The organism is Porphyromonas levii, assembly GCF_018206105.1.
In the GTDB taxonomy this organism is placed as follows: domain Bacteria; phylum Bacteroidota; class Bacteroidia; order Bacteroidales; family Porphyromonadaceae; genus Porphyromonas_A; species Porphyromonas_A levii.
On record NZ_JADRGN010000011.1, the window covers coordinates 35,942 to 53,938 of the forward strand.

Here is a 17,997-nt window from a genome sequence, read left to right on the forward strand (position 1 = left end):
GAAATAGCAAGGAGGGATTCCTCTCTTGCTATTTCTATTTTATCCATCAATCTGTGAGCTTGGTGAGGAGCTTACGATCTGCCTCCCAACCAAGTGCACTTGCACCTAGCACAGCCGCGTCGCTCTCTTTTAGTTCGCTCACGAGTATCTTCACCTTATCCTTATAGATATTGAGGAGGTTCTGCTCCATGTGGCGCTTCACTGGCTCTAGTAGGATATTTCCAGCCTTGGTCAGACCACCAAATAGGATAATAGCCTCAGGGCTAGTATAGGCAACCGCATCGGCAAGTGCCTCTCCAAGTACAGCACCAGTCGCCTCGAAGATATCAAGTGCTAGTTTATCGCCTTGGATAGCAGCATCGTGTACGTCCTTAGAAGTAATCTCATCAATATTAAGGTCTCTGAGCAAGCTCTTATCTTCACGGGCGGTGAGGAACTCCTTGGCTGTCCTCGCAACTCCAGTGGCCGAACAGTAGGTCTCGAGACAACCCATACGACCGCAGCCGCAAGAGCGTCCGTTACGACGGATGATAGTATGACCTATCTCCCCAGCGAAGCCATCATGACCATAGACAAGCTTGCCACCAACTACGATACCGCTACCAAGACCTGTGCCTAGGGTAATCTCGATAAAGTCCTTCATGCCACGAGCTGCACCATAAGTCATCTCACCTATCGCTGCAGCATTAGCATCATTGGTTAGTGCTACTGGGATACCATCCAACGCCTCACTGAGTAGGTGCGCTAGGGGGATACGTCCTTTCCAAAGTAGATTGGGCGCAAAGTCGATAGAGCCAGTGAAGTAGTTGCCATTGGGGGCACCTACGCCAATACCATGAATCAGTCCAATTCCGCCAGCTTCCTCTGCCAACTCCTTGATAGCAGCTGCCAACTCCTCTATATACCCCTCTACCTTGATATGATTGGTACTCTTGATCTTATCGCTACGGATAATATTACCACGAGCATCCACAATACCAAACACGGTATTGGTTCCCCCCACATCTACGCCCACTACATAGGGCTTAGTGTCACTTTTTACTGTAGACATTCCTAATAACCTAATATATATTTACCTTTTACCTAATATACCTAATCCTTTACTCTGTAATCGGTGCCACATCGTACACAGTACGGATGCGCTTATTATTCTGGATCTGATCGGCAAGCCCCATAGAGACCTTCCATTCATCGCCCTCACGCTTGAGCTGCATCTGCTTGGGATGACTAATCGTAGAGACACCATTAGCCTTGACAGAGTCGATAATCTTCTGCTGGATAGCTGCCGGCATATCGCTCAGTTTCTTGCCCTTTACAAGGAGAAGCTCTTGAGCATCAGCGATAGAGAGTGAGCCCATGTTGCTAAAGTCGGGGAGCGTAATAAAATATGTGACTACTGCTGCCTCGCCATTGATTTGGCTCTCGAATTTCTCTGACTTAATCGCATCCTTTACTTCAGGAATCAGCTCCATAGCGTCGGCAAGATCGCTTGGAATAGAGTAGTGACGGTTAAAGCTGTCCAATGTCACAGCATCCCTATCCTCTGTGGTCAGCAGGCTATAGAGCTTCTCAAAGTCTCCTGCCAATTCGGCCTCCACTGCAGCCTGAGCCGCTTCCTTAGGATCAGCACCACCACATGATGTAAGCATCATACCAGCAAACAATGTTACTACTGCCGTCACTAGAAGCGTATTAATCCTCTTCATACCTTTTGCTAAATTTATATATAGTGTAAATACCTCTTGCAGAATAAACCTTTTGATATACCTGCTTTTCAGGTGGCAAGTTACAAGTTTTTCACGAATTACCCAAATGCCCATCCCCTTATTGCCCAATTACTTCAGCCGCCTCTAGCCACTAGTTCAGCCATCTTTATGGATTCCATGACCATTTAATATATACTAATCTGGTAATTTAATATATACTAAATGATTTATTTAGTATATATTAAATTACCAGATTAGTATATATTAAATGGTCATGGGGTATGGCTAGGGCGGTCAGCGGGTAGGGATGAAAGTTTTTTTGTCCCTATGGTACCCGTCTTGTCCTGAAAACATTGACCTTTTTTCGTGGAGATATAACTATCTACTTGACCTTATGTGCCTGAGGTTCCACTGGTCTGTTGATTCCAGCTCTCTTGATTGCTTTACCTTTTAGAGTTGTATACTTACTAAGAGAATGTTGGGGGATTAGGTCTGTGGAGTGTGTTCGCGCTCTAGATCAGCTCGGCTCTTACTTTGGGTTACGATAAATACGCCAAAGAAGATGAGTAGAATGGCAGGGACTCTCCACCAGCTCCATCGGTCTAGCCCTAGAGATATGGATATCACAGTGATTACAAATGGTTGTATATAAGCGTATATACTAATAACCGTGGGGCGAAGCTTGAGCTGGGCTATGGGAGTCAATAGGAAAGGAAGGAAGAAGCCAAGTACTACGATATAGAAGAGGACGCTATAGAAGTAGCCGTCGAACTTACTAAAATCGGTGACAGCAACTTCTTTCCAATAAATTGGGAGGAAGACAATTGTGCTGGAAAGGAAGAGCCATTTCGTGAAGAGCGTAACATGTGAGTACTTATTACAAGAGTCTTGAATCTATGAAGTGTTAAATAGTTTATTGAATTTTGGAAACAAAAAAAATATACATACCTTTGCTGAAGAGGTGATATACCTTTTAGGTGATAAATTTATTTTGACTTTAGGCAAAATAACTATGAAAAGATTTCTAGCACTTCTTATTCTTTCTACCTCTTCAGTTTTTGCAGTGGGATGTGAAAATACTGTTGTTGTTTGGGAGACTTCACTCTTGAAGGGATCTGCGAAAAATAACATCGAAACACTGTCGATAGATGATGCTAAATTGTGTTATGATATAGGAGCAGAGATGACAGAAGGTCTGCGCTCGGATGTTTATGTTGCAGAATCTAACTGTTCAGCATCAATAACAAGTCAATTTAGAACACGTAACGGAGAGTAAATAAACTTTACTGTTCACGTTGTTGCTCCATGTGATAAACTATCCGAAGTGGCAAAGGATTTTTTGAGGAACACTCAGAAAATGTTGGAGGCTGTTTATTGATAGGCAAATATAATGTTTCTTTAATGTTTAAAGGGTTATAAATTTCTTGATATGAAAAAGTTTTTTTTGTTCGTTGTGTGTGCATTTTGCGCATTATCGTCTTATGCTTCTCAAGAAGCTCCTACCGTAGATGTTAACCTTAATTCTAGAGAGGTACTCTACGCAAAGTTCCAAATAGATTTGGGAGACTTCTCTGATTCTTTCTTGGAAAGTGGAGAAAATGCACTAAATGACTTACTTCAGCTTGGGGAGTGCATGAAAGCACTTGAGTGCTCTGTTACACTAACAGGTAAAGCTGGAATTTTTGATACAGGGGTTGAGGTTTCTGTTACTGTTACTGGACCGAGCGATGAGGTAATGGCCAAAGCAAAGAAACTTCTAAAACAACTCCAAGAAATGATAGATGACGTAAGGTGAAGTTCGTGATATTGATATAAAGATATAAAGAATTGTAAAGAGTCGCACATCGTGCTGCTCTGTACATTTTCACTAATAATTTGAGAACGTATGAAACAAATTTTTGTCCTCCTAATACTGCTCTTTCCTTTGGCAATGAAAGCACAAGAGAGGTATGATGCTTTGCTTGAGTACAAAATGCAGACGAACTTTAGCGGTATGCCTACGACTTACAAGGCTGCTTTGTACTGCAATTCTACAAATGCCTTATTCATCTACCAAGATCAAAGAAAGGAGACTATCAATAGTGTAGATGAGGAAAGTCTTCAGCTCCAATATTTCGTAGCTGATACCACAGCCTATTTTATTAAAACCGATTCTGTTCTCACCACTTTAGCGCGTTCGACAAAAAAGGAAGGTGGTCTCGTGCTTATAGAGGAGAAAGTCCCACAGATAGAGTGGAAGATAGATTCTGAATTCAAAAATATCGATGGTTATGAATGTATTAAAGCAACCTGCAATTTTCGTGGGCGCTATTATACTGCTTGGTATGCTCCAGAGATTCCAATAAAGTATGGTCCATTTAAGTTTCACGGACTTCCCGGTGCCCTTTTTGAGCTCTATGATAGCCACCATGAAGTGGTCTTTACCCTCTCGAAGGTGAAAATAGAAAGCGGAATCGTACCGTCGGAGCCCATAAAAACGAAGTATCTTACCATTTCCAGAGACCTATACAAGAAAGCTCAAAAAGAACAATTTGAAAGAATAAAGAGGACATTGACGAGTAGATCTGATAGGGATATGCAAGTTTCGATAACGTCCTTTAAGGTTAATGCTATCGAAATGGATTGACTTGATTCATGGCGCTAAAGCCATAAAATTCTAAGGAATATACCAGATGAATCTACAACGACTTGCGTTGTTTCCCTTATTGCTATTATTGTGGGGCAATATGGAGGGGCAGACTGTAGTTACTGGTGTAATCGTCAATATGTTAGGGGAAGGGATACCGAATGTGAGTATCTTTCTCAAGGATAGCATTAGTGAGAAGACTCTGGCTCATCAGTTATCCGATGAAAAAGGTCTTTTCAGACTAGAAACGCCTGCTAATACAGGGCTTTACTTAGTGTGTTCAAACATTAGCTATGAAAAACGTAACGTCCCTATCAAACTAAGTAATAATGGACGTTTAGAAGGAATAAAAGTAGTGCTAAAGGAGTCAACTTACACTCTGAAAGAGTTTACGATTACAGGAAAGAAAAGCCCTATTGTTGTCAGAAATGATACAGTGACATATGATGCCAACTATTTTACAGATGGCTTGGAGACAACTATTGAGGATTTGTTAAAGAAACTCCCTGGGATTGATGTCAATCCAGATGGTGTCGTTAGAGTTGGGAATAAAGAGATTGATAGAATACTTGTAGAGGGAGATGACCTCTTTGAGCGTGGCTATAAGGTCCTCTCAAAGAATATGCCGGTCTACCCAATCGAGAAGGTGCAAGTTATCAATGACTATGTAAAAAACCAATTATTCAAAGGGGTTGTGGATAGCGACAAGGTTGCTCTAAACCTTACACTCACCAAGGAGGCCAAGGATATCTGGTTTGGCAATGTCCGAGGAGGAATTGGCAATAAGTGGAATTATGAGTTGGTAAATAATCTAATGAACTTTAGTAAGACCCATAAAACCTATTTCTTAGTGAACTCCGACAATACCACTGGGCGTTCAGTGGGAGAGCTTAAGAGGCTCTCTGAAGTCATCGGAGACGAAGAGATTACCCCGCTTTTTCAGACTGAAAAGCCTGGCGCACTACTTTCCTTTTATCAGCTTGGAAATATCTATTTTGACGGCACAAAAAATCCGCTTTCTATGTCGGGGCTTACTTCTCTCAACTCGATTATCAACCTTTCGGACAAAAACAAGATTCGCATTGCTGGACTTTGCGATTATCAGAAGATTGGTCAATCCCAAAGAACTGTTGAAGATATTACTCTAGTGGGTTCTGAGATCAGAACCAATGAGAAAAGGAGCTCAATCCTGAGACAGCGTAGTACATTTGGGCGCATTGACTTTACGAGTGAGCCCTCAAAGCTCAGACGTTTCTCGAGTACCACAATGTTCTATTATGATAAGGATAGAGGGGTGGCTGATCTGCGACTCAATGGAATTGCTTCTGAAGAACACTTCGACCAATCAGGTATCAAACTAGAGCAACTTCTGAGTTATTTCTCTAAGATAGGGGACAAAACTATATTATCGGTTTTGGGGCGATATACCCATAATCGTCAGCCTCAGCAATTCAAGGTCAACCGATTCTACTTCTCCCATTTATTCCCTGGGTATGAGTCTGAGGGCGGGGCAAGACAATTATCTGTCGATAATATGAATAGTCTAGAAGGTTCTATTAGTCTTTTTCACAAGTTAGGAAATGGTCAGCTTCTTATGCAGATGGGCGATAAATATAGGCATCATTACCTAGAGACTCAATTACTCCTCTCACCAATTGAAGGCAAAGAGTTCACGCTTAAGGACAATAGAAACCAAGTGCACTATTCAGTTAATGATTGTTCTGTACTTGTAAAGTATACTTGGTTGTTGGATGCCCTTAAATTGGGGACATCGCTTCGGGCACATTGGTACAGTCTCTTTTGTCAAGATGTTGTTCTTAAGGAGAATAAGAGAATGGACTCCTTTGTTATAGACCCAAGTATTTATGTGCGTTGGAAAATGTTCGAGCGTAATACACTGCTAGTTACCTATGCAGTAAACAGCAGCCTTCCGGAAATAGATAAGTTATACTCTGGTTGTGTCTTAACTGGAAATCGGAGTCTTTCGAGAGGTGTAGGAGACCTTGGAATTCAAAGGAATACATTGTATTCTATTATGTATACTTATGGTGAGTTTGGTGAAGACCTCCAAGCACATGTATTGGGATTCCTTACTAAGGAGCACAATGTTTTTTCTAGTCGTTTAGCAGTTGCTGACAATACCTTTTATTCCCAAAGTATTCGAGTCCCTAATACAACGACAGGTAATGTATCACTTCAGGTAGACTACTTCATTCAACCCATAAGATCAAATTTCAAGTTCTCTGCAGGTGTCTCTCGAATCAACTTTTATAGAGCGATAAATAAAGAAGGAGTAACACCCTTTAAATCTACAAATTATTATATTAATGGAGAGCTTAGAAGTGCTTTCCTTTCTCTCTTTGAGTTCCATATTGGATCTCGTTGGTCTCTAAGTAAGTCCACATCTTCTATATCGCGGAAGTTAACCAATAATACCTCTTTTTTGGATCTCTACTTTAAGTTTTCCCGGGATTTGACCCTCAAATTGGGAACTGAGCGCCACCAGTTTGATAGACAACTTACCGATAAGGCTTACTACTTTAGTAGTTTTCACCTCGATTATCAGTTGATTCCAGATAAGCTGAGGGTAGGTGTCTCTGGGAGTAATATTATTGGAAATGAAAGGTTTGTTACAACTAATATTGATGAATTGATGACTACTCTAACGGAATTTGATTTGAAACCTAGGGTAGTCATGGCGACCTTTGAATACAGGTACTAAGGTGGCGTTTCGTACAGGTGTCGCTGACCTATGGAGCTGTCTTGGGTTTTTAGTCCAAAGGGGTGTGCGATCGCTCTAAATCGGCTCGGCTCTTGCTTTGGGTTACGATAAAGACACCAAGGAAGATGAGTAAAATAGCTGGGACTCTCCACCAGCTCCATCTGTCTAGCCCTAGGGATATGGATATCACAGCGGTTACAAATGGTTGTATATAAGCGTACATACTAATAACCGTGGGGCGAAGCTTGCGCTGGGCTACGGGAATCAATAGGAAAGGGAGGAAGGAGCCAAGTACCACGATATAGAAGAGGGCGCTATAGAAGTAGCCGTCGAACTTACTAAAGTCGGTGGCGGCAACATCTTTCCAATAAATTGGGAGGAAGACAATTGTGCTGGAAAGGAAGAGCCACTTCATGAGCGTAACAGGTGAGTACTTATCTGCAAGGGGCTTAAAGAGGGTGAGGTAGGTAGAGTATGTGAGGCTGCTCCCGAGGTTGAGTAATAGCCCTAGGAAATGATTATGATGTCCTAGATTGGCTGGCGCTGCCTGTGGTGTAGCCGCTAGCATCAGTAGCCATACGACTCCCGATAGTCCTACAGCTACACCTATGGACTTCTTGGTGGTAATAGGCTCTCGGAGGAATAGGGCTGAGAGCACAAGGGTGAGGATAGGCCCCACTGTGGTCACAAGTGAAGTATTGAATGGTGTGGTGTAGGAAACGCCGACAGCGGTAAATGACTGGTTGATACCCACAGCGAAGAGCCCAGCGAGGAAGAGCTTGAAGCGTTCGCCTCGCTCTATCGGTTCCCGTGGAAGGAATAGGCTAAGCGCCCAAAAGAGTACCGTAGGACCTAGGAAACGGGCTATGGCTGCCACTTGCCATACCACGCCATTAGTGGGGTCGAGTACTAATTTCATGGAGGGGAGATTAACCCCGAAAAGTACATTGGCAGAAAGGATGGCTAGGTGCCCTAGTAACCTCTCTTTTGTTAGAGTCCCTTTTTTGATCATACTGATACACGTTTATTGGATATGTCAAACAAATCTCGCAATTTTATGCGAGGTAGACAATCCCTCTCTTTTGACGGTATCTCTGGTGTAAATATATCATTAGGACGTTATTTTGGTATCTGAAATGCGATAAAAGAGTTAAAAGATGGCTTTTTGCGAGAAATACCACTGAAAAATTTGGAGAATAGAGGATAAGTGTATATCTTTGTGCTGTGGTTTTTTCATAATAGTATTAGATTATAGGTTAAAGAAGGATTGAGAGGTGTCGTGAGACACCTTTTTCTTTTTTCTTGAGGGGCAATAATTGGAGCATGTAGTGTATCCTCTGAATAACCTCGAAGGGTACCGAATCAGTCAATTATAGGCTCTGTTTCTATCAAAATATGGTTAAAAAAGCTATTTATACGCTAATTAGCATCGATTTATTTGGAAGTATGGAAAATAGTGCATAACTTTGCGCTGTGGTTTTTTCATAATAGTATTAGATTATAGGTTAAAGAAGGATTGAGGGGTGTCGAGAGACACCTTTTTTCTTTTTATAGGGGGAAGGTTTTCATAGATACTGTAAGAGGCTACGCTAGGGAAGTACCTTAGCGTAGCCTCTTATTGTATCAGTAGGTGCTGAATTGGCTTAGTAGAGTGTCTTGATTAGCTCCGTAAAGATAGCGCCCATCTTCTCTGAGGCAGCATTGGCAGCACGGATAACATCGTCGCCATCATTGACAAAGTCGTCCGAGAAGTGGTACCCTTCGTTGGTAATTACCGACATACCGAATACCTTGATATCGGCATGGCGCGCCACAATCACCTCTGGTGTAGTGCTCATCCCTACTGCCGTAGCACCCACCATGCTGAAGAAGTGGTACTCTGCTGGTGTTTCGTAGCTAGGACCAGTACCCGCAAGGTAGACACCCTTGTGTAGTGGGATATCTAGCCTACGTGCAATCTGTTCTGCTCTTGCCATCAATTCTCTATCGTAAGGGCGTGTCATGTCTGAGAATCTAGGTCCGAACTCCTCCATATTAGGACCAATCAGAGGATTGGGAAGTAGATTAATGTGATCCCTGATAATCATCAAGTCCCCCACTTTGTATTGCTCATTGACACCTCCTGCGGCATTAGAGACAAAGAGGTATTCGATACCGAGGAGCTTGAATACCCGTACATGGAAAGTCACCTTATCCATTGGGTACCCTTCGTAGTAGTGGAAACGCCCTTGCATGGCTACTACAGGGCTGCCATCCAAAGTGCCCACAATCAGATTTCCCTTGTGCCCAATCGCTGTAGACTTAGGGAAGTTGGGGATATCGCTATAGGGGATTACCCTAGCATTCTCTATCTTATCGACCAGCTGTCCTAGTCCTGAGCCTAGCGTGATAGCCACCTTCGTCTCCGAGGGGATAAGAGGCCTCAAGTAGTCCGCTGCCTCTTTGTAGTGCTTATACTCCATCATAATCTTTATTTCTTTTGCTTACTCTTTGCGAATAGTCTCTCTGTGTACTCTCGTGCTTCGGCGAGGATGGCTTCCTCACTAGGCACCTTGCGGTTGCGCATCAGTATCTTTCCATCTACCATAAGGGTATCTACAGCGCTCCCATTGGCTGAGTTGACTACATTGCTCACGAGGTCATGGCAAGGTGTCATCTCGGGGAGGTCGAGGTCTAGGAGCGCAAGGTCGGCAAGCATTCCTACTTCTACCTTACCTGCATCCAGTCTTAGGATATTGGCGCCAGCCGAAGTACCTGCGTCGAATACATCCTTAGCTTTGCCCGCCTTGGGGTCGCCCGACCAAGCTTTGGCGAGAAAGCTAGTGAGCTTCATGGCGGTAAACATATCTAGGTTGTTGCTACTAGAAGTGCCATCTGTACCGATACCTACACGAATACCCTTAGACCACATCTCCTCTAGCTTAAATCTGTAGCCACTTGCGAGCTTCATATTGGAAGCGGGGTTGTGTACACATGCCACCCCATGATCTGCTAGTATCTGTAGCTCCTCGCTATCCATCCATAGGGAGTGGGCAAGGACTAGGTTGGGCGAAAGCACACCTAGTTGCTCAAGGTAGCGCACAGGGGTGGTGCCATATTCCTTGATGCTATTATCCACCTCGCCCTTGGTCTCAGAGAGGTGTAGGTGTACCAATACATCATTGGCTTTGGCAAAGTCGTGGGTGTACTGGAGCATAGGACCCGTTACAGTATATATAGCATGTGGCCCTACGGAAAAGCTAACCCTATCGGTGTAGCGCTTAAACTCCTCCAGATACCGCTCCATGTTTCGCTTGTCTAGCTCAGCCCGCTTAGAATTGCCCTGATCAAATATGGTATATGAGATATTACCCCTCAGCCCCATCTCGTCTACAGCCCTTGCAGTGCCGTGAGGGAAAGAATACATATCGAGAAACGCCGTAGTGCCGCTCTTGATCATCTCAAGGCAAGCTAGCTTAGCACCTATGTACACATCCTCCTCATCCATGTGGGCTTCTACTGGCCATATCATATTATTGAGCCAGTCCATGAGGTCGAGATCATCGCCATAGCCACGGAAAAAGGTCATTGCGGCATGGGTATGGCAGTTGACCAGCCCAGGCATTACCGCCATACGGCTAGCGTCTATCACCTCAGCACCTTCAGTCACAAGCCCCTCGCCTATAGCTGATATCCTATTGCCCTCCACTAGGATATCCCTCTGCGCCCCATCGGGGTGCAGAGGGTTTTTGATTAGTAGCTTACTTTTGCTCATCGTGTCCATATCTAGCGTAGAACTCAGCTACTGTGCGGATACCTATGTGGAAGTTCTCCAATGGGAAGTTCTCATTAGGAGAGTGGATGGCATCGCTACCGAGTCCAAATCCCATAAGTATGCTCTTCACTCCAAGGACACGCTCAAAGGTGGCGATGATAGGGATACTACCACCAGAACGAACCGCTAGAGGCTTTTTGCCGAAAGTCGCCTGATAGGCTTCCTCGGCTACCTTGTAGATAGGTAGATCGCTAGGACATAGGTATGGCGTACCGCCATGTAGGTATTCTACCTTTACCTCTACGTGCTCTGGAGCGAGTGATTTCACATAGTCGATGAATGCTTGGGCAATCTTCTTCTCATCCTGATTGGCTACCAATCGAGTAGATACCTTAGCATAGGCTTTGCTTGGTAGGATGGTTTTAGCACCCTCGCCCTGATAGCCACCCCAGATACCACAGAGGTCGAAGCTTGGTCGGCTACCCGTACGCTCAAGCGTGTGGTAGCCCTCCTCACCATAGAGCGCCTTCACTCCTATCTCCTTTTTGTACTTGCGCTCATTGAAAGGCGTCTTCTCTGTCATAGCCCTATCCGCCTCTGTTAGCTCTACCACATCATCGTAGAAGCCAGGGATAGTAACCCTACCTTGCTCATCGCGCATCTTGGCTATGATGTTACACAGTTCATTGAGTGGATTGCCCACAGCCCCGCCATAGATACCAGAGTGAAGGTCGTGGTTAGGGCCAGTGACCTCTATCTGCCAGTAGCATAGTCCACGAAGCCCTGTGGTCATGGATGGATGCTTCATGCTCAGCATTCCCGTATCGCTTACAAGGATGTAATCGCTCTTGAGTAGCTTCTTATTTTTCTTACAGAACGCCTCTAGGCTTGTGGAACCTATTTCCTCCTCGCCTTCGAGCATCACCTTAACATTACACCTCAGAAGATCCAGTTTGATGGCAGTCTCCAAGCCCTTAACTTGGCACATAGTCTGCCCCTTATCGTCATCGGCACCACGCGCATAGATGATGCCATTGCGTACCTCAGGTTCAAAAGCTGGCGACTTCCATAACTCAAGTGGCTCTGGAGGCATTACATCGTAATGACCATAAACGAGTACAGTAGGATACTTAGGATTGACTTTCTTCTCGGCATACACTACAGAGTTACCTTTTGTAGGCATCACTTCGGCACGATCCATACCGCTCTTTAGGAGGAGGTCTCGCCAATGCTCTGCGCACCTATCCATATCGGGTTTGTGCTGACTCTGTGAACTTACTGAGGGGATACGAATCAGCTCAAATAGTTCCTCAAGGAAACGCTCCTTATTCTCCTCTACATACTGGTTAATCTTTGGGTTCGACTTACTCATAGCTTAGTTTGTCTCACTTTATTATTATTGTTATTAAATTGATTATCTACACTTACCCTCCAGACCCAAAGGTACTCATTTTCTACTAAACAACGGAGCGTGCGATAGCGTCAGACGGTACTAAGCCTCTTGGGGAAGTCTATAGTATAGGTCTATTTATGTATCTTTGTGGTATACACAAGATATGTTATGAATTTTAACGACCATAATATCGATATAGAACTTCTGTACCGCACCTACTTGGCGTGTGGTATGGAGGTAACGACTGATAGTAGGAGGGTTCCTGAGGGAGCGCTCTTCTTTGCACTTAAGGGGGAGAACTTTGATGGTAATAGCTATGCCCTCTCTGCGCTTGGCAAGGGGGCAAAGTACTGTGTGGTATCACGCCCAGAGCTGGCAAAGGAGGATGCGCGCTGTATCTACGTGGAGGATACGCTATTGGCGCTACAATTGCTGGCGCACTACCACCGTATGCAACGGCAGGACATTCCTGTCATTGGTATTACGGGTACGAATGGGAAGACGACCACTAAGGAACTAATGGCAAGCTGCTTAACGCAGGCTTGGGATACCCTCTATACCCAAGGTAACCTCAATAATCATATAGGCGTACCTCTTACGCTACTTAGGTTGCGCCCACAGCATAGAGTAGCTATAGTGGAAATGGGAGCAAGCCACCCAGGAGATATAGAGGAGCTCTGCAATATCGCGTGCCCAACCATAGGGGTGATTACCAATGTGGGAAAAGCGCATCTAGAGGGCTTTGGTAGCGTGGAGGGAGTGCTCAAGACGAAAAGTGAATTGTATCGCCACCTCATTAATAGCGGTAAGAGTTTTGTCCTTAACCGTGACGACCAACGACTGAGCAAGAAGTGGCGGACGGGATACGTACAGAGCTTTGGGCTTCAGGCGCTGTCTGGTAAGGGGTATATGCGGGGGGAGGTGGTGTCTAATACACCTTTCCTTACTATGAAGGTATACTTCGAAGGGCGGAGCTACGCTGTGGCAACGCATTTGGTAGGTGAATACAATGCTCATAACATATTGGCTGCGATGAGTATCGCTACAGCTGTGGGATTGGATATGGAGAGCTGTGTAAAGGGGGTAGAGGAATACCGCCCTGCAAACCACCGTTCACAGCTCATTCAGGGTACTGAGGGTAGGCGGATTATAGCAGATGCGTACAATGCCAATCCTTCGAGTATGATGGTGGCTCTTCGGAACCTCGCTAATACGGAGGGCGCACACCGTATCGCCCTGCTGGGAGATATGAGAGAACTAGGTAAGGAGAGCCAAGAGGAACATAGAGCAATAGTGGAGTGGCTGATGGCACACCCCGAGATAGAGGCACGCCTTGTGGGGCAAGAGTTTCACCAAGTAGCTCCCGCAACAATCGCCCACTATCCAGACGCGCAAGTAATAGGTCAACTCTTGTCAGACGCTCAGCCCTTTGCTCCCGATACAGTGGTGCTTCTCAAGGGTTCGCATGGCATCGCACTCGAACAGCTACTGCCAAAACTCCAACAACTAATAGGCTACGACGAACATGGACAATAGTGTATGGCTAGCCCTAGGACTCACCCTATTTGCTGGACTATCTACCGGTATCGGTAGCGCTATTGCTTTTTTTGCCAAGCGCACCAATACGAGTCTGCTCTCTACCTCGCTGGGGCTCTCCGCCGGGGTGATGATTTATATCTCATTCGTAGAGCTGTATGCTACGTCTGTGAGTGCCATGAGCGAACTTTATGGAGCTACCAAGGGGCAGCTCTATACTATGCTAGCTTTCTTCGGAGGTATTGCACTGATAATGGTGATAGACTTCCTGGTGCCGGAGCGAGATAATCCGCACGAGATTCACGAAATAGAGGATTTGCAGCAGGTCAACCCCAATCCTACTTCTACTAGTAAACTGATGCGCACAGGGATGATATCTGCACTGGTCATCGCTATCCACAACTTCCCAGAGGGCATGGTTACTTTCCTTACGGCTCTGGATAACCCCATGCTTGGACTACCTATAGCAATAGCGATAGCTATCCATAATATCCCCGAGGGAATATCGGTATCTATCCCTATCTACTATGCAACAGGCAAGAAAGCCAAGGCATTTTGGATTTCATTTGGTAGCGGACTAGCCGAGCCCCTTGGTGCTGTCGTGGGCTACCTGCTATTGCGCCCTTTCCTCAGCCCCAGCTTATTTGGACTACTAAACGCAATGATTGCAGGTATTATGGTCTATATATCTCTAGACGAGCTCCTGCCTGCTGCAGAGCGCTATGGTAAGCACCACCATGCGATTCTCGGACTTATTGGTGGAATGATGATTATGGCGGTTACACTAGTAGTATTGTAAGCTATAACATATTTTGTATATTTGTAGGCGTTATGACTATAAGATAAGGACTATGGAGATTAAGACCACAAACCCATCCTCCAACGGTATACATGTACTCCTAATATATACGGGAGGGACTATTGGTATGCTCGAAAACCCTGCGACCAAGAGTCTTGAGGTTTGCGATTTCGCATATGTAACGGAGCATGTACAGGAGATTAATCAACTCCCTTTTGGGATAGATGCCATCACATTTGACCCTCCGCAGGACTCAAGTGATGCTGGCATAGAGTTATGGCAGTGTATTGCTGATATCATTCTTGAGCACTATGATAGCTATGATGGCTTTGTTGTGCTCCATGGTACAGATACTATGGCATACACCGCATCGGGGCTCAGCTTCATGTTCGACAACCTAAATAAGCCTGTGATTCTAACAGGTTCGCAAGTGCCTATCGGGAAACTACGTACGGATGGTAAGGAAAATCTCCTCACGGCTCTCGAGATAGCCGCATCCAAAGAGGCCTGTGGAAAAGCAGCGGTGAATGAGGTCTGTGTATTCTTTAATAACCAGCTCCTCCGGGGTAATCGCTCTACAAAGACAAGCGCCGATCACTTCCTCGCTTTCCAATCTCCTAACTACCCCAATCTGGCGGATGTGGGGATTGATATTAAGTTCTCAAGAAGCGTTATGCTTCCCTATCCAGAGGACAAGCTCAATAGTCATACCGAATTGGATAACCATGTGCTCCTGATGAAGCTCTTCCCAGGACTAAGCCCAGAGGTTATGAAGACTTGCTTTAGCGCTCCAGGGCTTAGGGGGATAGTTCTTGAGACCTTTGGTAGCGGCAATGCACCCTCCAATGCATGCTTTATCAACCTAATAAAGTGGGCGGTAGCGCAGGGTATTGTGATTGTCAATGTCACTCAGTGCCAAAGGGGCAAGGTGCAGATGGAGCGTTACGAGACAGGGCGTACCCTCCTAGATGCGGGTGTGCTAAGTGGCTATGATATGACCGCTGAGGCAGCACTTGCCAAGCTGATGTATCTACTAGGGAAGTATAAGAGTAGCGAGGAGGTCAAGCATTGGATGGGGGTTGACCTCCGTGGTGAATTTACAATGTAATGGAGGAAGAGGTGCTCGGACCACTATTTAGGCAGGAGCAGGAGGCTTCAGATCTTACTTTCGTGAGCCTGAGTAGTGGAAGTTGTGGAAACTGTGGGATACTTACGTATCGAGATAAGAGCATCCTTATAGATGCAGGTTTGGGCATTCGGAAGTTCCAACAGATTGTAAGGGAGCAAGGCATAGATATAAGTCATGTGCAAGGGATATTTATCACCCATGACCATGCTGACCATACACGTGCAGCCGTTCGGCTTGCCCACAAATACCAATGGACAATATACGCAGCGCCTGAGGTTTCTAGGGCGCTATTATACCACCGATATGCGAGTGCAGAGCTCAGTGCTTACCTCAAGAGCACAGAGATAGGTAATAGGGTGCAGATAGGCGAGATGTCTATTCGCTCCTTCGAGGTTCCGCACGATTCTACCCAGAATGTAGGGTATGCCGTAGATACACCAGTGGGTCGGTTCACCCTCGTTACTGACATTGGGAAGGTTACAGAGACTATCATAGAAGAGATAAAGGGAGCTAACTACTTGGTATTTGAGAGCAACTACGATCGTGAGATGCTACTGAGCGGATCCTATCCCTACTACCTCAAAGAGCGAATAGTGAGCGGAGAAGGACATATCAGCAACCACGAGGCGTCCCATATACTTGTGCAGTATCTCCACAAAGAAGTGCGCTTCCTCGCTCTCTGCCACCTTAGTGGAGAGAATAATAGTCCAGAATTGGCACTTGAGACACTTCGGCAGAAGTTCAGAGAACACTACGATTGGGAAGCCGACGGACTCTTACTCAAGGTCCTCAAGCGTGGCGAATGCTCCCCAATCTACCAATTGAGATAAAATATTTGCCGATATATTTGGTCGTATTGAAAATCCTTGCTATCTTTGCCGAGCAAACCTCAGAGAAGAGCAATCAGCAAACGGTGTGGTAGTTCAGCTGGTTAGAATACCTGCCTGTCACGCAGGGGGTCGCGGGTTCGAGTCCCGTCCATACCGCAAGAAGCTAAAAAGTGACTTACGAGAGTAGTCAAACGAGGCTTCAAAATCAATCGAAAAGTCGTTGTAAAGCAGGTCTTTACAGCGACTTTTCTTATTTCAGTGCATACCACTGAATATCTTTTGTGGGGGTTACATAGTCATCAATAGACCACTTTTCTGCTACATTTTCTGCTACACAAAAAATGCACGACCTGAAATTGTAGCAATGACTACAAAATGAATACCAAATTGAATACTACAACTCGCTATCTTTCAGAGACTTTATTACTAACTTTGTGGCAATTCGAGAGGGTGAAAAACTGTAGCAATAAACCATGTTTTTGCTACATAAAAGACTCTTAGTGCTACATTAAAATTAAGTGACATGAAGAATCAATTTAAGGTGTCCTACTACCTACGCTCAAACTACGAGAACAAAGAGGGAAAATCATCAATAATGATGCGAGTTAACATCAACGGTGGTATGGCGAACCTTGGGTCTACTCGACTGGCTGTAAAGAAGACCCTATGGAGTAACCAGACCAGCAGGGCAAAAGGAAGAACAGCAGAAGCCATTGAAGTTAATGCTTCTTTAGACTCTCTGTCTGCAGCTGCACAAGAACTCTTTAGAAAGTGTGAGTTTCAAGAAGACTTGACAGCTGAGTCTTTTAAGGCTAAATTCTTAGGGTATGACAAGGAGTTCAGCTCCATTATCCCGATATTTGAAAAGTACAATGAGGGTATCTCTCAACAAGTTGGGAAGTCGATGGTTAAGGCTACTTATCAAAAGTACGACTTAGTAACTAGACAGTTTGGAGATTTTCTAAGTGCCGAATATCACAAGAGTGATTTGGCTATTATTGAATTCACACCCTCAGTTGTAGAAGATTTTGAGCTTTACCTGAAGTCAAAGCTAAATATTGCCCACAACACAGCACAGAAAAAATTGAAGCTTCTGAAAACAATGACTATTTATGCTCAAAAACGAGGCTATATCTTACATGACCCATTTCTCGACATTCACTTTCATGCTAAACCGGTAGATAGAGGATTCCTTTCGGAAGAAGAGTTAGCAATTATGGCTGACAAAGACCTCTCCCATATTAAAAGACTCGAAGTTGTAAGGGATATATTCTTATTTTCTTGTTTTACGGGGCTTGCCTACATTGATGTCGCCAATCTGAAACCAGATAATATTGTGACAATGAACGATAAGCAATGGATCGTCACCAATCGACAGAAGACAAAGGTTCCGAGTAATGTACTTCTTCTTGATGTCCCAAAGCAAATAATATCCAAGTACAACCATGAAACATATCGGGAAGGTATATAGTACTCCCCATTTTTCGACAACGGGCTAGTGT

The 17,997-nt window shown here is 44.8% G+C and carries 16 protein-coding genes and 1 tRNA gene; 10 read left to right on the forward strand and 7 right to left on the reverse strand.

The features are described from left to right. Nucleotides 1–46 precede the first annotated feature (46 nt). From IX315_RS03870 to IX315_RS03880, 3 genes are all read right to left on the reverse strand, one after another. On the reverse strand, nucleotides 47–1,051 hold the full coding sequence (locus tag IX315_RS03870; protein ID WP_018358213.1) for an ROK family protein: 1,005 nt from the start codon (nucleotides 1,049–1,051) through the stop codon (nucleotides 47–49). Between the two features lie 49 nt (nucleotides 1,052–1,100). Further along, nucleotides 1,101–1,706: a hypothetical protein gene (locus IX315_RS03875; RefSeq protein WP_240704078.1), complete on the reverse strand. Its 606-nt coding sequence runs from the start codon at nucleotides 1,704–1,706 to the stop codon at nucleotides 1,101–1,103. Between the two features lie 486 nt (nucleotides 1,707–2,192). Then, on the reverse strand, nucleotides 2,193–2,600 hold the full coding sequence (locus tag IX315_RS03880) for an EamA family transporter (RefSeq protein ID WP_083900379.1): 408 nt from the start codon (nucleotides 2,598–2,600) through the stop codon (nucleotides 2,193–2,195). 118 nt (nucleotides 2,601–2,718) lie between these two features. Here IX315_RS03880 and IX315_RS03885 point away from each other — a divergent pair, with 118 nt between their 5' ends. The 4 genes from IX315_RS03885 (at nucleotide 2,719) to IX315_RS03900 (ending at nucleotide 7,054) form a co-directional block, all read left to right on the forward strand. Then, complete coding sequence (locus IX315_RS03885; RefSeq protein WP_134849399.1) at nucleotides 2,719–2,982, forward strand: hypothetical protein; 264 nt, start codon at nucleotides 2,719–2,721, stop codon at nucleotides 2,980–2,982. Nucleotides 2,983–3,135: 153 nt separating this feature from the next. Then, on the forward strand, nucleotides 3,136–3,501 hold the full coding sequence (locus tag IX315_RS03890) for a hypothetical protein (RefSeq protein WP_018358216.1): 366 nt from the start codon (nucleotides 3,136–3,138) through the stop codon (nucleotides 3,499–3,501). Between the two features lie 90 nt (nucleotides 3,502–3,591). Beyond that, the gene (locus IX315_RS03895; protein WP_211635813.1) at nucleotides 3,592–4,332 is read left to right on the forward strand and encodes a GLPGLI family protein; all 741 of its coding nucleotides are present in this window, start codon (nucleotides 3,592–3,594) and stop codon (nucleotides 4,330–4,332) included. Nucleotides 4,333–4,378: 46 nt separating this feature from the next. Then, entirely contained in the window at nucleotides 4,379–7,054 is a 2,676-nt protein-coding gene (locus IX315_RS03900; protein ID WP_211837202.1) for a TonB-dependent receptor, read from the forward strand. A 49-nt stretch (nucleotides 7,055–7,103) separates the two neighbouring features. On the opposite strand, the gene IX315_RS03905 is transcribed toward IX315_RS03900, so the two are convergent. The 4 genes from IX315_RS03905 to IX315_RS03920 all read right to left on the reverse strand — a co-directional run bounded on the left by IX315_RS03905 (nucleotide 7,104) and on the right by IX315_RS03920 (nucleotide 12,180). Then, complete coding sequence (locus IX315_RS03905; RefSeq protein WP_018358219.1) at nucleotides 7,104–8,066, reverse strand: DMT family transporter; 963 nt, start codon at nucleotides 8,064–8,066, stop codon at nucleotides 7,104–7,106. Nucleotides 8,067–8,697: 631 nt separating this feature from the next. After that, nucleotides 8,698–9,516 (reverse strand): purine nucleoside phosphorylase I, inosine and guanosine-specific, encoded by an 819-nt coding sequence (locus tag IX315_RS03910; RefSeq protein WP_211837203.1) that lies wholly within the window; start codon nucleotides 9,514–9,516, stop codon nucleotides 8,698–8,700. Nucleotides 9,517–9,524: 8 nt separating this feature from the next. Next, a complete protein-coding gene (locus IX315_RS03915; RefSeq protein WP_134849397.1) occupies nucleotides 9,525–10,808 on the reverse strand; it encodes an amidohydrolase in 1,284 nt (427 codons plus the stop codon). Next, nucleotides 10,795–12,180 carry a dipeptidase gene (locus IX315_RS03920; RefSeq protein WP_018358222.1) on the reverse strand — a complete coding sequence of 462 codons (1,386 nt, stop codon included), beginning with the start codon at nucleotides 12,178–12,180 and terminating at the stop codon, nucleotides 10,795–10,797. The genes IX315_RS03915 and IX315_RS03920 overlap by 14 nt, the downstream gene beginning before the upstream one ends. Before the next feature lie 189 nt (nucleotides 12,181–12,369). Between IX315_RS03920 and IX315_RS03925 the strand changes: the two genes are divergently transcribed. The 6 genes from IX315_RS03925 (at nucleotide 12,370) to IX315_RS03950 (ending at nucleotide 17,966) form a co-directional block, all read left to right on the forward strand. Beyond that, nucleotides 12,370–13,737 carry a UDP-N-acetylmuramoyl-tripeptide--D-alanyl-D-alanine ligase gene (locus tag IX315_RS03925; RefSeq protein WP_018358223.1) on the forward strand — a complete coding sequence of 456 codons (1,368 nt, stop codon included), beginning with the start codon at nucleotides 12,370–12,372 and terminating at the stop codon, nucleotides 13,735–13,737. Then, on the forward strand, nucleotides 13,727–14,536 hold the full coding sequence (gene zupT, locus IX315_RS03930; RefSeq protein ID WP_018358224.1) for a zinc transporter ZupT: 810 nt from the start codon (nucleotides 13,727–13,729) through the stop codon (nucleotides 14,534–14,536). Before IX315_RS03925 ends, zupT begins: the two co-directional genes overlap by 11 nt. A 52-nt stretch (nucleotides 14,537–14,588) precedes the next feature. After that, the gene (locus tag IX315_RS03935) at nucleotides 14,589–15,644 is read left to right on the forward strand and encodes an asparaginase (RefSeq protein WP_018358225.1); all 1,056 of its coding nucleotides are present in this window, start codon (nucleotides 14,589–14,591) and stop codon (nucleotides 15,642–15,644) included. Beyond that, nucleotides 15,644–16,495, forward strand: coding sequence for an MBL fold metallo-hydrolase (locus IX315_RS03940; RefSeq protein WP_018358226.1), 852 nt, complete (start codon nucleotides 15,644–15,646; stop codon nucleotides 16,493–16,495). The genes IX315_RS03935 and IX315_RS03940 overlap by 1 nt, the downstream gene beginning before the upstream one ends. Before the next feature lie 82 nt (nucleotides 16,496–16,577). Then, nucleotides 16,578–16,651: transfer RNA gene (locus IX315_RS03945), tRNA-Asp, on the forward strand. Between the two features lie 367 nt (nucleotides 16,652–17,018). Further along, nucleotides 17,019–17,966: a site-specific integrase gene (locus IX315_RS03950; protein ID WP_240704007.1), complete on the forward strand. Its 948-nt coding sequence runs from the start codon at nucleotides 17,019–17,021 to the stop codon at nucleotides 17,964–17,966. The last annotated feature ends 31 nt before the right edge of the window (nucleotides 17,967–17,997 follow it).